Below are 17056 nucleotides of genomic sequence, written 5' to 3'. Positions count from 1 at the left end.
GATGAAGTCGTAGGAGCCGACTCGCGTCTTGTAGAGACGGCCGAGAATTCCGGTTGGAACTGAGTCCGCCGGCCCAACGGATCTGGCGCGCCCCATCAATGCAGCTGTTTCCACACAGCCTCGACTGGTTGCGGTCAGTCGGCGCGGCCCGCTGAATGTCTGCTTTGCGCCGCAATCGAGGCATCCGGCAGCGCATCGATACGCCTCCAGCAGCTGAGGGGACGAGGTGGACCTCGCACCGCACGACATGGGTTGGTCAATCGCCGTATGCCTATTCTTTTATCAATCGATTTTCATGTTGCTCAGTAGCGAAATAAATCACTTTCGGTAATCGAAAGCCGTCCCTAAAGTTGCACCCACTGCAACTCTCCCGATGGGAAATTTCCATGTCTACCGCAACGACCCGCATTCCATTCCACCTGGCGTTTCCCGTCCGCGACATCGCTGAAGCTCGTGCGTTTTACGGCGAACTGCTCGGTTGTCCGGAAGGTCGCAGTGCGCCTGAATGGGTCGACTTCGATTTCTACGGCCATCAGATCGTGGCGCACCTGGCACCGGACGAATGCGGCCACCGCCAGAGCAGTGCTGTCGATGGCCACGACGTGCCGGTACGCCATTTTGGCGCGATCATTCCCATGGATCAGTGGCAGCTCATGGCCGACAAACTGGTGGCGCGCCAGACCAAGTTCGTCATCGAACCCTACATCCGCTTCAAGGGCGAGGCGGGCGAGCAGGCAACGATGTTCTTCCTGGACCCCTCTGGCAATGCCATCGAGATGAAGTCCTTCGCGGACCTGAGCTCGCTGTTCGCACGCTGAAAGACCGCCATGATCAAGAGCAACATCACGGCCGTGGCACTTGCGGCCATGCTGGTCGTCGTCTGCGCATCGGCTTCGGCCCAGTCCGAAACCTTGGGCAAGATCAAGGAGTCAGGCTCCATCACGATGGGCGTACGCGATGCCTCTGGCGCCATGTCATTCACGCTCGGGCCTGGAAAGTACACAGGCTTTCATGTCGAGATCTGTGAGCGAGTCATTGCCGACATCAAGAAGGCGGCGCAGCTCGACAAGATCGATGTGAAGTACCAGCTCGTGACGCCGCAAAACCGGATTCCCCTCGTCCAGAACGGCACGGTGGACATCGAGTGTGGGACCACGACCAACAATGCCGCGCGGCAGAAGGATGTTGCGTTCGCGCCCACGCTGTATGTCGAGGGCATTCGAATCGCTGTCAAGACGAGTTCTGGCATCTCGTCGTCCACGCAACTGGCTGGCAAGACGGTCGCAGCCACCACCGGCAGCACATCCGTGCAAGCGCTGCGAAAGCTCGGGCGCGACGGTGTGGCCGGCGTCTCCGAGGTGCTGTCCAAGGACAACAGCGAGGGCTTCCTGCTTCTTGAAGGCGGCCGCGCTGAGGGATTTGTCGCCGACGGCCAGATCCTGGCAACGCTGATCTCCAAGAGCAAGGAGCCCGAGAAGTACAAGCTGCTGGATCAGGTTCTCAGTGTGGAGCCCATCGCGATCATGTTCCGCAAGGGCGATCCGGCATTCAAGAAGGTCGTCGACGACAGCATCCTGGCACTCGCCAAAAGCGGCGAAGTCGCGCGCATCTACGACAAGTGGTTCATGCAGCCGATCCCTCCGAGTGGCTCGAAGGTGGGGTTGCCAGCAAACGCCATGACCAAGGCCGCTTGGGCTGCCCCGTCGGACAAGCCGCTGGAAGCTTACGAAACGCGCTGATTCTGAGCATCGCGCCGGGGCCACACACGGCCCGGCACGAGCTTGGCCGGCCGGCGCAATCGAGAGTCGTCTCTACGGCGTGCGCGACCTGTCCACTGCATTTGCGCGGCGAAGTTTCCTCACGAGCGGGTCGCTGGTCTGCGCTTCGGCTGCATCGCGCAAGTGCTGCGCGAAATGGGCCACGATCGGTGGGCTCACCCTTGGCTTGCGTTGAAGCAGGCCAATCTCCCTGTAGAAGGTGAACTCCCCCAGCGATACGACACGCACCCCTGCGGGCAGGGGGAGATGCGCCTCGACCAAGGGCACAAGCGCAACGCCCAGCCCTTTGGAGGCCAGGTGGATCAAGCCCGGGATCTCATCGATCTCGATCGCATCGTTGACCGAGAGCCCCTCGCGGCGAAGAAATCCCTCGACCATCCGCCCGCCGAATGAAGCCCTGTCATAGCGCAGGAACGGTTGCGCCTGGATCAATGCACGCCAGTCCCTCGTCACCGGCGTCGCCTTGGGTACGACAAGCACATAAGGCTCGTGTATCAGCGCTTGCCACGTCAGATCGGAAGGCATGCCGAAAGGGGGACGGATGATCACCGCCGCATCGATCTTGCCGGCGTCAAGGTCATCCATCAAATGCATCGAAACACCAGGCGACACGTGGACACGTACCAAGGGAAAGGCTTTGCGCAGCCTCTCGAGCGCACGCGCCATCAACGTGGGTTGCGCCGAGGCGATCGAGCCTATTCGCAGCAATCCGCTGGTGGTGCTGTCCTGGGGAAGCTCTCCAAGCTTTGCAAACAGCGCGCAGATCTCTTCCACGCGCGGCAAGGTCGTCTGACCTGCGACGTTCAGGGTGGCGGAGCGCCCTGTGCGATCGAACAGTTCGAAACCCAGCGCCTCTTCAAGCCGCTTGATCTGGCTGCTCACCGCAGACTGGGTGAGTCCGATGCGGTCTCCGGCTGCGGCAAAGGTGCCGTGCTTGCACACCGCGATGAAGGTTTTGAGTTCGCTGATCACCGGGTGAGCATCGCAAATATCGATCGTCGGGTCAATAAAGCATCGACGAAAGGCAGTCAATCCGGTGGCGTCCATTCATCGAATTTCTCGGTGTTAAGCACGAATTTATATTGTTTTTCTTTGACGTTGCACGTTCATAAACTTCGCCACCTCAGTAAGAAAAAACACTGAGAGAACGATGAAGACATGCGAGATGTCACGAGGAAATCTCAGCGCGTGAGCGCGAGCTTCCTTCGATGTTCTTGATGTGCACCGGGGCGCCGCACCATGAGATCTCTTGCGGATCACATGATGAGCCGAGCACCGTTTCGACCCACCGAAACAGGAGCCAGAGTATGAAAAGAATCTTGGTCGCCAATCGAGGCGAAATCGCTTGCCGCATCATCCGGGCGGCGCGCGAGCTGGACATCCAGACCATCGCCATCCATTCGGACGCGGACGCCGGCTCGCTGCATTGCGAAATGGCGGACTTCGCCGTCCGAATCGGACCGGCGCCTGCGAGCGAGAGCTATCTGAATGTCGATGCGGTTCTCCATGCCGGCCTGCAGTACAAGGCCGAGGGGGTGCATCCGGGCTATGGCTTTCTCTCCGAGAACACCACCTTCGCCAGGGCTGCGGAACGTCATGGCATTGCATGGATTGGCCCCACGCCGGAATCCATCGAGGACATGGGCGACAAGCACCGGGCGCGCAGCATCGCTCACCAGTGCGGAGTACCTGTTCTCCCAGGCAGTCGCGCATTTCTTCCTGGCGAAGGTGTGGAACTGCTGGCGCTTGAAGCCGCGCGTGTGGGTTACCCCTTGCTGGTCAAGGCGGCCGGCGGCGGTGGCGGCATCGGGATGAAACGAGTGGACTCGCCTGCCACCTTGGCAGCGGCCGTTTCGTCAACCCAGTCGCAAGCGCTGAAGGCCTTCAACGACGCCTCGATCTATCTGGAGCGCTTCGTGGCGTGCGCCCGGCACATCGAGGTGCAGGTTTTCGGCTACGGCGACGGCACCGCAGTTCACCTCTTTGAGCGCGAGTGCTCGGTGCAGCGACGGTTCCAGAAGATCGTGGAAGAGAGCCCCGCGCCAAACCTGGCACCCGACGTACTCGAGCGGATGCTCGCCTGTGCCGTCTCGCTTACCGCGGGCCAGCGGTACCGCGGAGCCGGGACTGTCGAGTTCATCCTGGACGAGGACAGCCAGGCCTTCTATTTCCTTGAAATGAATACCCGCATCCAGGTTGAGCATGGTGTCACCGAAGCCGTGACTGGACGGGACCTGGTGCGCGATCAAATTCTCCTGGCTGCCGGACTTCTGGAGCACACACCACAAGCGGCAATTCACCGTCAAGGCGCCGCGATCGAGTGCCGGGTGTATGCAGAGAATCCGTTGAAGAACTTTCTTCCATCGCCTGGCCTGCTTGAACGATTTGTCTTGCCTTCAGGGATCGACGGCCTTCGCGTGGACACCGGCGTACGCCAAGGGGATTCGATCAGCCCGTTCTACGACCCGATGATCGCCAAGATCATCACTGCGGCGTCGACGCGTGCCGAGGCACTGCAACGGATGGACGCGGCACTGCAATCCATCGACATAGCGGGCATTCGCCACAACACGACTTTCCTGCAGCAAGTCATCCGGCATCCGGCCTTCGAGGCCGGCACAGTAGACACGAATTTTGTCGATCGGGAAAAGCAGGCACTGCTGGCCAACTTGAGCGAGCTTGCGAGCGATAGCGCTTCGCCGAAAGTCACATCATGAGCGGTCACGAAGCGCTCGCCGAAAAAGAGCTGCCGTGGCGAATCGCGCCTTCTGGCGACAGCTGTCTTGTGGTGGAGACCCGCCTGGTTGCTCCCGGCGCCGGCAGCCGGTGGTCGGCAACCGCTGCGGCCGCATTGCGCGAAGCCGGCATTCCGGGCGTGACGGATATCGTGTCTGCAATGACGACCGTTGGGATTCACTATCGGCCAGAGTCGATTCAGTGCTTGTTAACGCTTGGAGAGACGCCTTACCAAGCCGCGGCACGCCATATCTCGACGGTGCTTGAAGGGTTCGAATGCAGCGATTCGGTTTCCACGCGCCTCGTCGAGATTCCTGTCTGCTACGGCGGTGACCACGGCCCCGATCTCGAGTCTGTGGCCGAAACATGTGGACTGTCGTCTCGCGCATTGATCGATCTGCATGCCGGCGCTGATGTCGAGGTTCAAATGGTCGGCTTTGCGCCGGGCCATCCTTACATTGGCACCTTCGACGAACGACTGGCACCACCGAGGCGCGCGCAACCCCGAACAGCCGTGCCGATCGGCTCCATCGGGTTGGCGAACCGCCAGAGCGTGATCTATCCATTCACGCTCCCCGGCGGATGGAATCTCATCGGTCGAACCCCGTTGATGCTTTTCGACCTGACCCGCGATCCGGTGTGTTTGCTGGAGGCGGGTGACCGCGTTCGTTTCGTTCCCATTTCGGTGGACGAGTTCGAAGCCATGGGAGCGAAGTGATGACGATCGAAGTCCTCAAGCCCGGTGCGCTGTCGACCTTTCAGGACCTGGGGCGCGCCGGCCACCAGCACCACGGCATTCCGGTCTCCGGCGTCATGGATGAACGCTCGCACCGGCTGGCCTGCATGCTGGTCGGCAATGCGCCCTCTCAAGCCACGCTCGAAGTCACACTGCTTGGCCCCACGCTGAAATTCGATGCGGCTGCGGTCGTTGCGGTGTGCGGCGCAGACCTGGGCGCCACCCTGGGTGGGAAGGTATTGCCACTTTGCACGCCAGTTTCCGTGGCTGCAGGCGACCTGCTCTCCTTCGGCAAGCGCGCAAGCGGACTGCGTGCATACATCGCAGTCGCTGGCGGCTATGCACTCCAGCCGGTCATGGGCAGCGCGAGCACATACGTTCGCGGCGGATTCGGCGGCGCGCAAGGTCGTCCGCTTCAAAAGGGTGATCGCATCGGGCTTGCCCATGCAACAACAGGAACTTTGTCGCTCGATGCAAACGGATTCGTTTTCCCGAAGGAAGTGCAGCGTCCGTCGGGGGCGCCACTTCGGATCGTCGCAGGCAGGGAGTGGAAGGCATTCGAGCCCTCTGCGCACCGGGCGATGGCCGAGCAGGCTTTCCGCGTCAGTCCGCGTTCCGATCGCATGGGCTACCGGCTGGAAGGCGAACCTCTGCGCCTTTTGCAGTCGCTGGAGCTGCAATCGGAAGCCGTGAGCTTCGGAACCGTTCAGGTCCCTCCGGATGGACTTCCCATCGTGCTGCTGGCAGATCGCCAGACCACGGGCGGATACCCCCGCATCGCGAACATTGCGACTGTGGATCTGCCCAGCCTCGCGCAGGTCATGGCGGGCGAGCATGTGCGCTTCGAGTGGATCACGCTGGATGCAGCGCAACGGCTCGCGGTTGCGCAGGGCGAGCTCTTCCGGACGATGGAGGCAGGCCGTGGCGCCCATTGACTTCAACAGCGACGTGGGTGAGAACTACGGGGTCTACCGGCTCGGCGACGACGCGGCGGTGCTGGACCATGTGACCTCTGCCAACGTGGCCTGCGGCATGCACGCCGGAGACCCGCAGACCATCGCCGCCACCGTCGAGCTCGCGATAGCCCGTGGCGTCTCGATCGGCGCACATCCCGGGTTTGCCGATCTCCAGGGATTCGGGCGGCGGCCCATGCAACTGGGGCGAGATGAGTTGTTCCACCTGATGCTCTACCAGATCGGCGCGCTGCAAGCCTTTTGCAAGGCCGCAGGGACTCGCCTGGCGCACGTCAAGACGCACGGTGCGCTCTACAACATGGCGGCACGCGATCCGCTGATGGCGCGCGCGATTGCCGACGCCGTGCGCGCCGTCGATCCGCAACTGGTTTTCTATGGCCTCGCAGGTTCAGAACTCGTCCGCAGCGCGCGAGACGCGGGACTCGTCGTGGCAGAAGAAGTGTTTGCGGACCGGAGCTACCAGGACGACGGCACCCTGACGCCGCGCTCGCACCCGCGAGCCATGGTCACCGACGTCGAGCAATCCGTGGCGCAGGTGTTGCGCATGGTTCGCTCCGGCGTGGTGAGGTCGATCAACGGCGTGGACGTGCCTGTGCGGCCGGACACGCTGTGCATTCATGGCGACCAACCCAATGCGGCGAGCTTCGCGCGTGCGATCCGCCAGGCACTCGAAGCCGAGGGCGTGTCCATTCGCCCTGTGAGCCAGCGCGCCACCGCCCTTCGGCCGAAGTCCCCCCTTACCCCTGGAGCCCACGCATGAGCCAAGAAATCGAAATTCGCACGGACACAGCCGGCACGCTTTTGAAGATCGTCGCCGCGCCGAATGCACTCCTGTCTGCGGGGGACGACATCGCAATCATGGAGTCCATGAAGATGGAGATTCCGCTGCAAGCGCCCGCAGCGGGATTCGTCGCCGAATTCTTCTTCGACGAGGGGGCGTTGCTTGAAGAAGACGTCGTCCTCGCGCGCTTCCTCGTCAGTTGACGCTGTCGCGGCAGCGCATTTCATCCAGCCCTGCCGCTGGCAACACCTCAGTTGTTTGAACCCATTCGAAACGGACGACGCGTCGTCCGAGACGAGCCGCGCCTTCTCGAAGGCAATTTGAATCCCTCCCCACATGATGGAGAAAAGATGAACACCTCTCACACGCTGGGCTCGACCGATGGGTCGGGCGCACTGCCGGCGCATTCCTTCTCCAGTGATGCGACGACTGACCCTCTTGCCCGGACGACTGCGCGCAAAGCGGCCCTGGCCGCATCGGTGGGAACGGCCATCGAGTACTACGAATTCGGTGTCTACGGCTACATGGCCGCGACCATCGGCCCCCTGTTCTTTCCGAGCACCGATGCGACCGCGTCGCTCCTGGCCATTCTTGCCGTCTTCGGCAGCGCGTTTCTGATGCGCCCCATTGGCGGCATTGTTCTGGGTCGATTGGGTGACCGTATCGGCCGACGCGGCATCTTGCTCGTCACCGTGATCGGCATGGGCATTGCGACCGCCGCCATCGGTCTCTTGCCCGTGGCCTCGACCGCCGGCATCGCCGCGCCCATCCTGCTGTTGGCGATCCGCCTCGTGCAGGGCTTTTTCGCTGGCGGCGAAGTCACAGGTGCCGCTGCTTACGTGGCCGAGTCGGCGCCTCCCGGGAAGCGGGGCTTCTACGGTGCCTTCACGCCGGTGGGTGTTGCAGTGGGCGGCGCACTGGCGGCCTCTGCTTGCGGCCTGACCTCAGCCCTGCTGAGCGCCGACCAGATGCAGCAATGGGGTTGGAGAATCCCGTTCCTGCTGGCGATACCTATGGTGATCGTGTCGACCGCCGTACGGCGCCGCGTCGAGGAATCTGTGGCATTCCAGGAATTCCAAGCCCATAACGAGCCGACCAAAGCCCCACTGCGCGAAGTTCTGACCCAGCATACGTCGAAGGTGCTGAAAGTGACCGCGCTGGCGTTCGGCCAGAACGTCGGCTACTGGGTGGGCCTGGTGTTCATGAACATCTATCTCACCACCTACCTGAAGTACGACAAGACGACCGTCTACTGGATCATGGCCGCAGTCGGCGTGACCATGGCCATCCTCATGCCGTTCTGGGGCGGCCTCTCGGATCGTTGGGGGCGTCGTCGGGTCCTGGGCATCGGCTTTCTGGGCTACATGCTTCTCGTGTGGCCCATGATGATCCTCATGGACCAGCAAAGCATCGGCCTAGCGGCGCTGGCCATGTTCATCATTGCCTTGCCTTTGCCTATCGTGCAATCGGTCGGCTATCCGACCTATGCCGAGCAATTTCCAACGCGCATTCGATACACCGGGATGGCATTCAGCTTCAACATCGGCGCGATCCTCGGTGGGGGCCTGACGCCGTATGTAGCCACAAGCTTGATTGCGTCCACTGGCAACTTGAAGTCCCCCGCCATCCTGCTGATCGCAGCGGCGATCTTCAGCTTGCTCGCATTGCTGACGGTACGGGAGACCGCAAAGGATCGTCTCGCATAGGCGACGGCTGCAAGTCTCAAGCCTTGCAGTTCAGCGTTGCAAGCGATCGACGTCATTTGGCATTGGCACTGAGCATGAAATCAACAAATGCGCGCAGTTTCCCTGGCATGTGCTTGCGATGTGGGTAGTACAGATGAAACGCGTCGTCCATCCCGCTGTGCCGCTTCAGAATTTGCCGCAACTGGCCGCTGGCCAACTCCTGCTTAGCAAAATCCTCGAAAACGAAACCAATGCCTTGCCCTCGTGCCGCCGCATCAACGACAGACCTCATTTCGTCAAATAGAAGACGCCCCTGCACGTCGATCTGAATCATTTGCCCCGCCGAATCGAACTTCCACTCAAACCACCGGCCTCCCACGGAATAGCGTTGTCGAATGCAGTCGTGGTTCAGCAGATCATCGATGGACTTGGGTTCCTTTCGGCCCTGAAAATAGTCCGGGGCGGCTACCACGATTCTTTTTTGTGCCGATCCCAACTGCATGGCCACCATGTCGTTCTGCACTTTCTTGCCCATTCGTATGCCGGTGTCAAAGCCGGCATTGACGATATCGCCGAGCACGTTGTCCAACGATATCTCGACATGGACCAACGGGAAATTCGCCAGGAAGGCGTCTATATGGGGTTCGATAAACATACGGTATGCGACGTATGAGGAATTGATCCGCACGGTGCCGGACGGCTGATCGGTCGCTAGCAAAGCTTCTGACAAAGAGTCTCTGATCAGTGCAAGCGCGGGTGCCATTTTTGAGTTCAGTGACGAACCCGCCTCGGTCAAGCTGACGCTGCGCGTGGTGCGGTTGAACAGCCGCACATTCAACTGCGCTTCCACGGCTTTGATGGTGCGCGACACGGCGGTGGGCGTGACGCCCAATTCCGCCGCAGCCCGCGCAAAGTTCAAGTGCCGGGCCGCCGCCTCGAACGTCAGAAGCCCTGGAAGATGTATCGGTGGCGCGGCGGGCGCTACCCCCGCACGGCCAGCAGGCACCGCGTTTTGGATTGTGAGCTTTTTGTTCATTCTGTATTTCTGCTTATGACTATTTACGTCATTATCTCCGGCGTCCACACTGCTGGTATCGCATGAATTCTTCATGCAACGTGATTGCCAAAAGGAAATACAAAATGACACTCAGCAGTTCTTCCAGCGATCTTTTTTCGCCAGTGGCGATGGGTGCGCTGGCGCTCGCAAACCGCATCGTCATGGCGCCGCTCACCCGCAGTCGCATGGGTCCCGATGGCGTGCCCAACGACATGCACGCGCGCTACTACGCACAGCGGGCCAGCGCGGGCTTGATCATCAGCGAGGCGACCAACATCTCCGCGCAGGGGCTGGGCTACGCGTTGACGCCAGGCATCTGGACGGAAGAACAGGTAGCGGGCTGGAAAAAAGTGACAGACGCGGTGCATGCAGCCGGTGGCTTGATCGTGTGCCAACTGTGGCATGTAGGTCGTTTCTCGCATGTGGACCTGCAGCCGGACGGAGGAGCTCCAGTGGCACCTTCGGCGATTCGGGCGCAAGGGCAGACCTATACCGAAAAGGGAATGCTGGATGTCTCGATGCCGCGCGCACTGGAAACGTCCGAGATTCCCGGCATCATCCAGCAATACCGACACGCCGCGGAATGCGCAAAGCGCGCTGGCTTCGATGGTGTGGAAGTGCATTCGGCCAACAGCTACCTGCTAGACCAGTTCCTGCGCGATTCCACAAACCAGCGTGGCGACGAATACGGCGGCTCGATTGAAAATCGCAGCCGGCTCACATTAGAAGTCACTGCGGCGGTGGTCGAGGTCTGGGGCCACGACCGCGTCGGTATTCGGCTTTCCCCTGTGACGCCGGATGCGGGCAACACGCCTCTGGACAGCCAGGTCATGCAGACGTATGGCCATTTGATCGAGCAACTGAATCGCTTCCAGTTGGCGTATATGCACTTTGTCGAGGGCGCCACGGCCACCTCGCGATCCGTGCCCGAAGGCATCGATCTCGACGCATTGCGCGCACGGTTCAATGGCCCCTACATCGGCAACAACAACTATGACCTCGACCTTGCGGTGAATCGCCGGTTGGAAGGCAAGGTTGATGCGGTCGCCTTCGGCCGCCCATTCATTGCCAATCCCGATTTGGTCCGTCGGTTGAAAGAGGGCGTTGAACTGGCTGTTGCCCCACGTGATGCCTATTACGGCAACGGCGCCAAAGGTTATACCGACTGGCCTGCGCTGGTGGACTGAGCAGGTTGGTTGCCAACCCAATATCCGATCTGGAATCAACGAGTCATTGCGACTCCATCAGGAGCAACCGAGTGAAGACGACTTTCATCAAGACTTTGATTTTCGCGGCGATCGCTGTCGGCATGGGCACAACCGCCCAAGCCGCAGACTCGCCAAGCCGCCCACAAGCCAACCAAGGAAACACCATGAGCAAACCGACGTACGTGCACGATTACCAAGCCATCTCCCAATTGCTGAACAAGTACATCGAGGGATGCAAGCAGGCCAAGAGCAGCATCATGAAGTCCGCTTTCAACCCCCAGGCGACGATGTACAGCGTAGGCCCCGATGGCAAGCTGACCGGTGGTGCGATTCCGATCCTGTTCGAGGGGATTGACAAGGATTTCCGTCCGTCTCCCGACGCGACGGCCGCGATCACCCGCATCGAGATCGTCGGTACGGCGGCCAGCGCCCGCATCGACGCCAACGATATGTCGGGCGTCTCGTTCACCGACTTCTTCCATCTGTTGAAGGTCGATGGCCAGTGGACGGTGATCAGCAAGATTTTCCAAACCCACGTGGCACCTTAACCAGGCTAAGAAGAAAAGAGTATGACAAGCCTCACCTCCGCTCTCGCCGTTTCCGTCCTGTCCCTGGCGGTTGGTAACGCTTCTGCAGCCGACCTGCCCGGCGTCGAACACAACGTCGCAAAATTCTTGCAATCCCTTGAAGGCGGCAAGACGCTCGACACCATGACGCCGGCCGAGGCCCGCGCCGCGCTGGTGGGCGCGCAGGCTGGCCCCAAGGTGGCCTTGCCGGCGGCTGACGTCAGCGAGAAGACGATCCGCGTCAATGACAGCGACCTGAAGCTCACCATCGTGCGCCCGGCAGGCAGCAAACAGAAGACCCTGCCCGCGTTCATGTACTTCCACGGCGGCGGCTGGGTGCTGGGCGACTTCCCGACGCACGAACGGTTGGTGCGTGACCTGGTGGCAGGCTCGGGCGCGGTGGCGGTCTTCGTCAACTACACCCTGTCGCCTGAGGTGGGATACGGCGTTGCCATCGAGCAAGCCTATGCCGCGACCACCTGGGTGGCCGAACATGGCAAGGAGATCAACGTCGACGGCAAGCGCCTCGCCGTAGCAGGCAACAGCGCGGGCGGCAATCTGGCCGCCGCGGTTGCCTTGATGGCGAACGAGAAAGGCGCACCTGCACTGCGTTCGCAAGTACTGCTGTGCCCGGTGACGGATGCAAACTTCGACACGCCGTCATACAAGGAGTTTGCCAACGGCTACTTCCTGACGAAGGACTTGATGGTGTGGTTCTGGAACAGTTACACGACGGACGCCAAGGCACGCAAGCAGATCTACGCTTCGCCGCTGCAGGCGACGACCGAGCAGCTCAAGGGCTTGCCGCCGACGCTGATCCAGACCGCCGAATTCGATGTCCTTCGCGATGAAGCCGAGGCTTACGGCCGCAAGCTGGATGCCGCGGGCGTGCCTGTGAAGTCGGTGCGCTACAACGGCATGATTCACGATTTTGGGCTGTCGAACGCGTTCAGCCATCTGCCGGCGCCCCGCAGCGCGATCGCGCAGGCGTCGCAAGAGCTCAAGGCCAACCTGGGCAGGTAATTTCAAAGGCAAGGAACCCGCAGCTCATGGCACAGCTGCGGTATCTCATGACGAAAAGCACACCCGGTGATCCTGCCGGTGACGCTGCAAACGCCGAGCGCATCTTCTTCCTCCCGATTCATAAATTCCCCAACCTCGACCGAAAGTGAAACCATGAACAAACCTACTTACGTCCCCGAGTACAACGCCATCGTCGAGGTGCTGAACAAATACAGCGAAGGCTGCAAGCAGGCCAAGAGCAGCATCATGAAGCCCGCTTTCAGCGAGCAGGCAACCATGTTCAGCATGGGCGCCGACGGCAAGCTCTCAGGCGGAGCCATCCAGAATCTGTTCGACGGTATCGACAAGGATTTCCGTCCGTCGCCTGAAGCGCAAAGTGCCATTGTCCGCATCGAGATCGTCGGCACCGCCGCAAGCGCCCGCATTGACACCAACGATGTCTCCGGTTTCTGCTTCACCGATTTCTTCCATCTGCTGAAGGTCGAAGGCAAGTGGACTGTGATCAGCAAGATCTTTCACACGCACGTCGCTCCCTGAGCTTCACGAGCGATCGCCACAGAGTGCCACGGGCACTCCGCTCTACCAGGTCAAGAAGAAAGGAGCACCCCATGAAGAAGATCTTCATCGTCGGCGGCGCCGGCAAGGTTGGCCGTCGCCTTGCGCAGTTGCTGGCCACGCGCGGCCACGAACCGCATTCGCTGTACCGCCGTCCGGAGCAGGCAGTGGAATTGAAGGGCCTCGGCGCGATCCCGGTGCTCGGCAGCCTGCAGGAACTCGAGGTGGACGAACTGGCGCGACTCATGGGAGTTAGCGACGTCGTGGTGTTCTGCGCAGGCGCCGGAGGCAAAGGGGGCATGGCGATGACCAATGCCATCGACGGACGCGGGCTGGAGCTGGCGGTGGCTGCCGCAAAGCAGGCGGACATCAAGCGCTTCCTCCTGGTCTCGGCCTTTCCCGAGTCCTTCCGCGGCAAGGAGATCTCCGAGACCTTCGAGAACTACATGTCCGTCAAGAAGCTCGCTGATGTGCATCTGGCCGAGACCGATTTGGACTGGGTCATCCTTCGTCCCGGTACGCTGCTGGACTCGCCAGGGACCGGCAAGGTTCGTACTGGGCTGGCGATCCCCTACGGCGAGGTGGCGCGCGATGACGTGGCCGCCACGCTGCTGGCGATCATCGAGCAGCCGGCAGTGAGCCGCGTCATCATCGAATTGACCCAGGGCGACACCCCGGTGGCCGAGTCGGTGCAGCGTCTTGCACGCGCCTGAGCACCGGCGCGCATTCATGGCATCCCCTATGAAACTATTGCTGGTCGGCGCTACGGGTCTGGTCGGGCGCCACGTCCTGACACTCGCGCTGGCTGATCCGCGCGTGGGAGCGGTGGTCGCGCCCTCCCGGCGAATATTGACGGCGCACCCGAAGCTGTTCAATCCGCAGGTGGATTTCGATCGTCTGCCGCAGGACGCCGACTGGTGGCAGGCGGATGCGGTGATCTGCGCGCTGGGCACCACCATGCGCACCGCGGGCTCCGAGGAAGCATTCCGCCGCGTGGACTTCGACTATCCACTGACCGTCGCCGGATTGGCGCGTGCGCATGGCACGCCGACCTATATGCTGAATTCAGCCATTGGCGCGGATGCCGGCTCGCGCTTCTTCTACAACAGGGTCAAGGGCGAGTTGGAACAAGCGCTGACCGGCCAGGGTTTCGAATCACTGACTTTCGTGCGGCCCGGTGTCATCGGCGGTCATCGGGACGAGTTTCGCTTCGGCGAACGGATGATGGTGATGGGACTGACATTGGCAGGGCCGCTGCTGCCCAGGCGCTGGCGCCTCAACCCGGCCCCGCAGATCGCCAGCGCGCTGCTCGAAGCGGCTGTCCGCCCGAAGCTTGGTGTTCGTGTCGTGACCTCGGACCGGATGATCTGATTGGTGCTGCACGACTCGGCTTTCATTGACAACGAAGACACCAGATGTCTGAACAAAGGAGTCCTCATGGACAAACACGTCGCTCCGGTGCCGCTGGAGAAGGCCTATCGCTTGCTCAACCATGGTCCTACGGTCCTGGTCTCGGCGCGCCACGGTGGCGTGGACAACGTCATGGCGGCGGCTTGGGCCTGCGCGCTGGACTACAAACCGCCCAAGCTGACCGTCGTGCTGGACAAGATTGCCAAGACCCGAGAACTCGTCGAGAAGAGCGGCACCTTCGTGATCCAGGTACCCACCGTTGCGCGACTGGCCCTTACCTACCAGGTGGGGCATCGCAGCCTGTCCGATGAGCCTGGGAAGATGTCGAAGAGCGGCGTCGAACTCTTCGCGATGGATGGCCACGACCTGCCTTTTGTTGCCGGATGCTCGGCCTGGCTGGCCTGCAAGGTCGTGCCCGAGCCGCACAACCAGCAGACCTACGACCTGTTCATCGGTGAGATCGTCGGAGCCTGGTCTGATACGCGCGTGTTCAAGGACGGCCATTGGAACTTCGAGACTGCCGATCCGGCCATGCGCAGCCTGCACTACATCGCCGGCGGGCATTTTTATGCCATTGGCGATCCGCTCGTTGTCGTTGACGCCTGACGAGTTTCGCAAGCTGGCCGACGGCTTGCCATGTGCTTTAGAAAACTGGCCGAACGAGCTCCGGCGATGGCGTCTCCGACTTATTTGCCGACTTTGCGCCCCCCGCCAAGCTGCATCCTGCAGTTGTCTCGGACTTTATGATGCTGACGAGCAATCCTCACGTCCGAGCTTCATAAGGCACCTTGTCTCGGACATTAAAGTCCGAGACAGCGCATTAATGTCTGAGACATGCCCATCGTCGGGGGAGCGCTAGCGGCTTGGTGCTCCGCTGCCAGGTCATAGTGAGGCTGACCCATCACAGTCGTCTATCCGCGACGGCCGGTCTAGACTGGCTGCTGACCTTGAGTTTTCAGATCTGAATGACCGTCGCTTGCGAAACCCGACATTCACGCTCGCCAAGCGCGTCGGTCCGCTGTACCCCCGTAACCGGTCAATCAGCGAAAGCTCACCGCTAGATCACGCGAACGGCTGCTCGCGCAGCTGGTGAACTATCGCTCTGCGCCCGTTGCGGTCGGTCACCGCCGCGACCTTGAGTGCACGCCAGCGGACAATTGCAAGGGTCCGGCGGTTGGCGATATCAATCCGCGGAGCGCCACAGGCACCATGCCAAGCACCAGTCTCCGATGTGCGTATGCCCGACGAACGCTGCGCTCGGCCGCCGTTCTGGGCGCGCTCATGGATCCGCGAAGTGCTGGAAGCTGACGAACTCATGCACGGCCCGACGCGGCGTGGCCACCTGATTGACAGGCACATCGCGATCGGGGTAGCCCAGCGACATGCCGCACACCGTCAGCTCGTGCTCCGTGAAGGCCAGGTGCTGTGCGATGACCGGATGGAACCGCGCGAACGACACCTGCGGACAGGTGCCCAGGCCGCGCGCTGCGGCGGCGATCATCACGTTCTGGACAAATAGGCCCAGGTCGAGCCAGCTGTGGGGCGCCAGGCGCCGGTCGATGGTGAAGATTAGGCCCACCGGCGCGCCGAAGAACACGAAGTTCTTTTCGGTCTGCCGGATGCGGCTGGGCATGTCGGCGACGTCCACGCCGAGCGTCTGGTAGTAGATCGCACCGAAATCGCGCTGCCGCTGGGCGTATTCGTCGGGCAATGGGTCGGGGAAGTGCGGGGATGGCGGAAGCGTGTTCTCGCGGCAGGCGCTCACTAACGCGGCGCCCAGTGCTGCCAGGTGCGCACCGGCGACGGCGTGCACCTGCCATGGCTGGGTATTGGAGTTGCTGGGCGCGCTCGATGCCACGTCCAGGATCTCTTCCAGCAGGGAACGCGGAACGGGGTCCGGCTTGTAGGCGCGCAGGCTGCGCCGCCCCCGCAGTACACCGTCGACCACGCGCGTGGTGTGCGCGATGTCGCCCTGCGTCATTGCCGCTCCTCGGCCTGCGTTTCGACCGGTGGCGCGTGGTATGCAATGCGCCCGGCAGGCAGGTAGAACAAGGCGATGACCGCGCCGCCGCGGGCTTCCGGGTAGTGGTGGCTGCCCGGGCCGGGCGCCGTCCAGCCCGCTTCGCACCAGCCGTTGGGCCCTGCCAGCGCTGCGCCGGCGTTGAGAGGGACCACCATGTTCAGCTCGCCATAGGGATGCGCGTGGTACTGCCCGCGAAAGGTGTTGCCCGGGGTGCCCTGCGTGTTGGCCGTGCTGTCCATGTACACGGCCGTGATGCTGAACCAGTGCGTGCGCTCCGACGGCTCCACGAGGCGGCTGCGCCGGTAGTGCGGTCCGGTGATCTCGACGTTGGCGGCCCAGCCGTCGCGCACGCCGGCCTTCACCAGGCGCGCGAGCTGCTCGTACACCTCGCTGCCTGGGCCATGGGTCTGGTTCAGCCAGCGCTCGACGTCTGTGCCCGCGGTCATGTCCTTCACTTCGCCGAGGAAGGCGATGCTGCGCGCTATCAGTTCTTCCCGGTCTTGGTTGCTGTCGTGCTTGCTCAT

General features: G+C 61.8%; 19 protein-coding genes. 15 read left to right on the top strand and 4 right to left on the bottom strand.

Translation table 11 applies throughout. The features are described from left to right. Window positions 1-440 precede the first annotated feature (440 nt). Window positions 441-818 carry a VOC family protein gene (locus tag ACZYSP_RS27385; RefSeq protein ID WP_489017731.1) on the top strand — a complete coding sequence of 126 codons (378 nt, stop codon included), beginning with the start codon at window positions 441-443 and terminating at the stop codon, window positions 816-818. Between the two features lie 9 nt (window positions 819-827). After that, window positions 828-1739, top strand: coding sequence for an amino acid ABC transporter substrate-binding protein (locus ACZYSP_RS27380; RefSeq protein ID WP_489017721.1), 912 nt, complete (start codon window positions 828-830; stop codon window positions 1737-1739). Between the two features lie 72 nt (window positions 1740-1811). Here the strand turns inward: ACZYSP_RS27380 and ACZYSP_RS27375 are convergent, their stop codons facing one another. Continuing rightward, a complete protein-coding gene (locus ACZYSP_RS27375) occupies window positions 1812-2750 on the bottom strand; it encodes a LysR family transcriptional regulator (RefSeq protein ID WP_489017729.1) in 939 nt (312 codons plus the stop codon). Between the two features lie 335 nt (window positions 2751-3085). Between ACZYSP_RS27375 and ACZYSP_RS27370 the strand changes: the two genes are divergently transcribed. The 6 genes from ACZYSP_RS27370 to ACZYSP_RS27345 all read left to right on the top strand — a co-directional run bounded on the left by ACZYSP_RS27370 (window position 3086) and on the right by ACZYSP_RS27345 (window position 8711). Continuing rightward, window positions 3086-4495 (top strand): acetyl-CoA carboxylase biotin carboxylase subunit, encoded by a 1410-nt coding sequence (locus ACZYSP_RS27370; protein WP_489017719.1) that lies wholly within the window; start codon window positions 3086-3088, stop codon window positions 4493-4495. After that, window positions 4492-5232: a 5-oxoprolinase subunit PxpB gene (gene pxpB / locus ACZYSP_RS27365; RefSeq protein ID WP_489017717.1), complete on the top strand. Its 741-nt coding sequence runs from the start codon at window positions 4492-4494 to the stop codon at window positions 5230-5232. The genes ACZYSP_RS27370 and pxpB overlap by 4 nt, the downstream gene beginning before the upstream one ends. Next, window positions 5232-6185, top strand: a complete 954-nt coding sequence (locus tag ACZYSP_RS27360) for a 5-oxoprolinase subunit C family protein (RefSeq protein ID WP_489017715.1) — start codon at window positions 5232-5234, stop codon at window positions 6183-6185. Before pxpB ends, ACZYSP_RS27360 begins: the two co-directional genes overlap by 1 nt. After that, window positions 6172-6984 (top strand): LamB/YcsF family protein, encoded by an 813-nt coding sequence (locus tag ACZYSP_RS27355; RefSeq protein ID WP_489017713.1) that lies wholly within the window; start codon window positions 6172-6174, stop codon window positions 6982-6984. Before ACZYSP_RS27360 ends, ACZYSP_RS27355 begins: the two co-directional genes overlap by 14 nt. Continuing rightward, window positions 6981-7208, top strand: a complete 228-nt coding sequence (locus ACZYSP_RS27350; RefSeq protein ID WP_489017711.1) for an acyl-CoA carboxylase biotin carboxyl carrier protein subunit — start codon at window positions 6981-6983, stop codon at window positions 7206-7208. Before ACZYSP_RS27355 ends, ACZYSP_RS27350 begins: the two co-directional genes overlap by 4 nt. Before the next feature lie 147 nt (window positions 7209-7355). Next, window positions 7356-8711 (top strand): MFS transporter, encoded by a 1356-nt coding sequence (locus ACZYSP_RS27345; protein WP_489017709.1) that lies wholly within the window; start codon window positions 7356-7358, stop codon window positions 8709-8711. Between the two features lie 52 nt (window positions 8712-8763). Here ACZYSP_RS27345 and ACZYSP_RS27340 read toward each other — a convergent pair whose 3' ends face one another. Beyond that, window positions 8764-9726, bottom strand: coding sequence for a LysR family transcriptional regulator (locus tag ACZYSP_RS27340; RefSeq protein ID WP_489017707.1), 963 nt, complete (start codon window positions 9724-9726; stop codon window positions 8764-8766). A gap of 104 nt (window positions 9727-9830) precedes the next feature. Between ACZYSP_RS27340 and ACZYSP_RS27335 the strand changes: the two genes are divergently transcribed. From ACZYSP_RS27335 to ACZYSP_RS27305, 7 genes are all read left to right on the top strand, one after another. Beyond that, window positions 9831-10934 (top strand): alkene reductase, encoded by a 1104-nt coding sequence (locus ACZYSP_RS27335; protein WP_489017705.1) that lies wholly within the window; start codon window positions 9831-9833, stop codon window positions 10932-10934. A gap of 71 nt (window positions 10935-11005) precedes the next feature. Then, on the top strand, window positions 11006-11503 hold the full coding sequence (locus ACZYSP_RS27330) for a nuclear transport factor 2 family protein (protein WP_489017703.1): 498 nt from the start codon (window positions 11006-11008) through the stop codon (window positions 11501-11503). A 21-nt stretch (window positions 11504-11524) separates the two neighbouring features. Then, entirely contained in the window at window positions 11525-12544 is a 1020-nt protein-coding gene (locus tag ACZYSP_RS27325) for an alpha/beta hydrolase (RefSeq protein ID WP_489017701.1), read from the top strand. A gap of 66 nt (window positions 12545-12610) precedes the next feature. Next, on the top strand, window positions 12611-13081 hold the full coding sequence (locus ACZYSP_RS27320) for a nuclear transport factor 2 family protein (protein ID WP_489017699.1): 471 nt from the start codon (window positions 12611-12613) through the stop codon (window positions 13079-13081). A gap of 71 nt (window positions 13082-13152) precedes the next feature. Beyond that, window positions 13153-13812, top strand: a complete 660-nt coding sequence (locus ACZYSP_RS27315) for an SDR family oxidoreductase (protein WP_489017697.1) — start codon at window positions 13153-13155, stop codon at window positions 13810-13812. 28 nt (window positions 13813-13840) lie between these two features. Beyond that, complete coding sequence (locus ACZYSP_RS27310) at window positions 13841-14470, top strand: Rossmann-fold NAD(P)-binding domain-containing protein (RefSeq protein WP_489017695.1); 630 nt, start codon at window positions 13841-13843, stop codon at window positions 14468-14470. Between the two features lie 66 nt (window positions 14471-14536). Beyond that, entirely contained in the window at window positions 14537-15115 is a 579-nt protein-coding gene (locus tag ACZYSP_RS27305; protein ID WP_489017693.1) for a flavin reductase family protein, read from the top strand. 673 nt (window positions 15116-15788) lie between these two features. Here the strand turns inward: ACZYSP_RS27305 and ACZYSP_RS27300 are convergent. Next, the gene (locus ACZYSP_RS27300) at window positions 15789-16490 is read right to left on the bottom strand and encodes a nitroreductase (protein WP_489017691.1); all 702 of its coding nucleotides are present in this window, start codon (window positions 16488-16490) and stop codon (window positions 15789-15791) included. Then, window positions 16487-17056, bottom strand: a complete 570-nt coding sequence (locus ACZYSP_RS27295; protein WP_489017689.1) for a 4-hydroxylaminobenzoate lyase — start codon at window positions 17054-17056, stop codon at window positions 16487-16489. Before ACZYSP_RS27295 ends, ACZYSP_RS27300 begins: the two co-directional genes overlap by 4 nt.

It is taken from the genome of Variovorax sp. F042 (assembly GCF_057814215.1).
The sequence above is the reverse complement of the archived record's forward strand: the minus strand, read 5'-3'. Positions and strand labels throughout refer to the sequence as shown.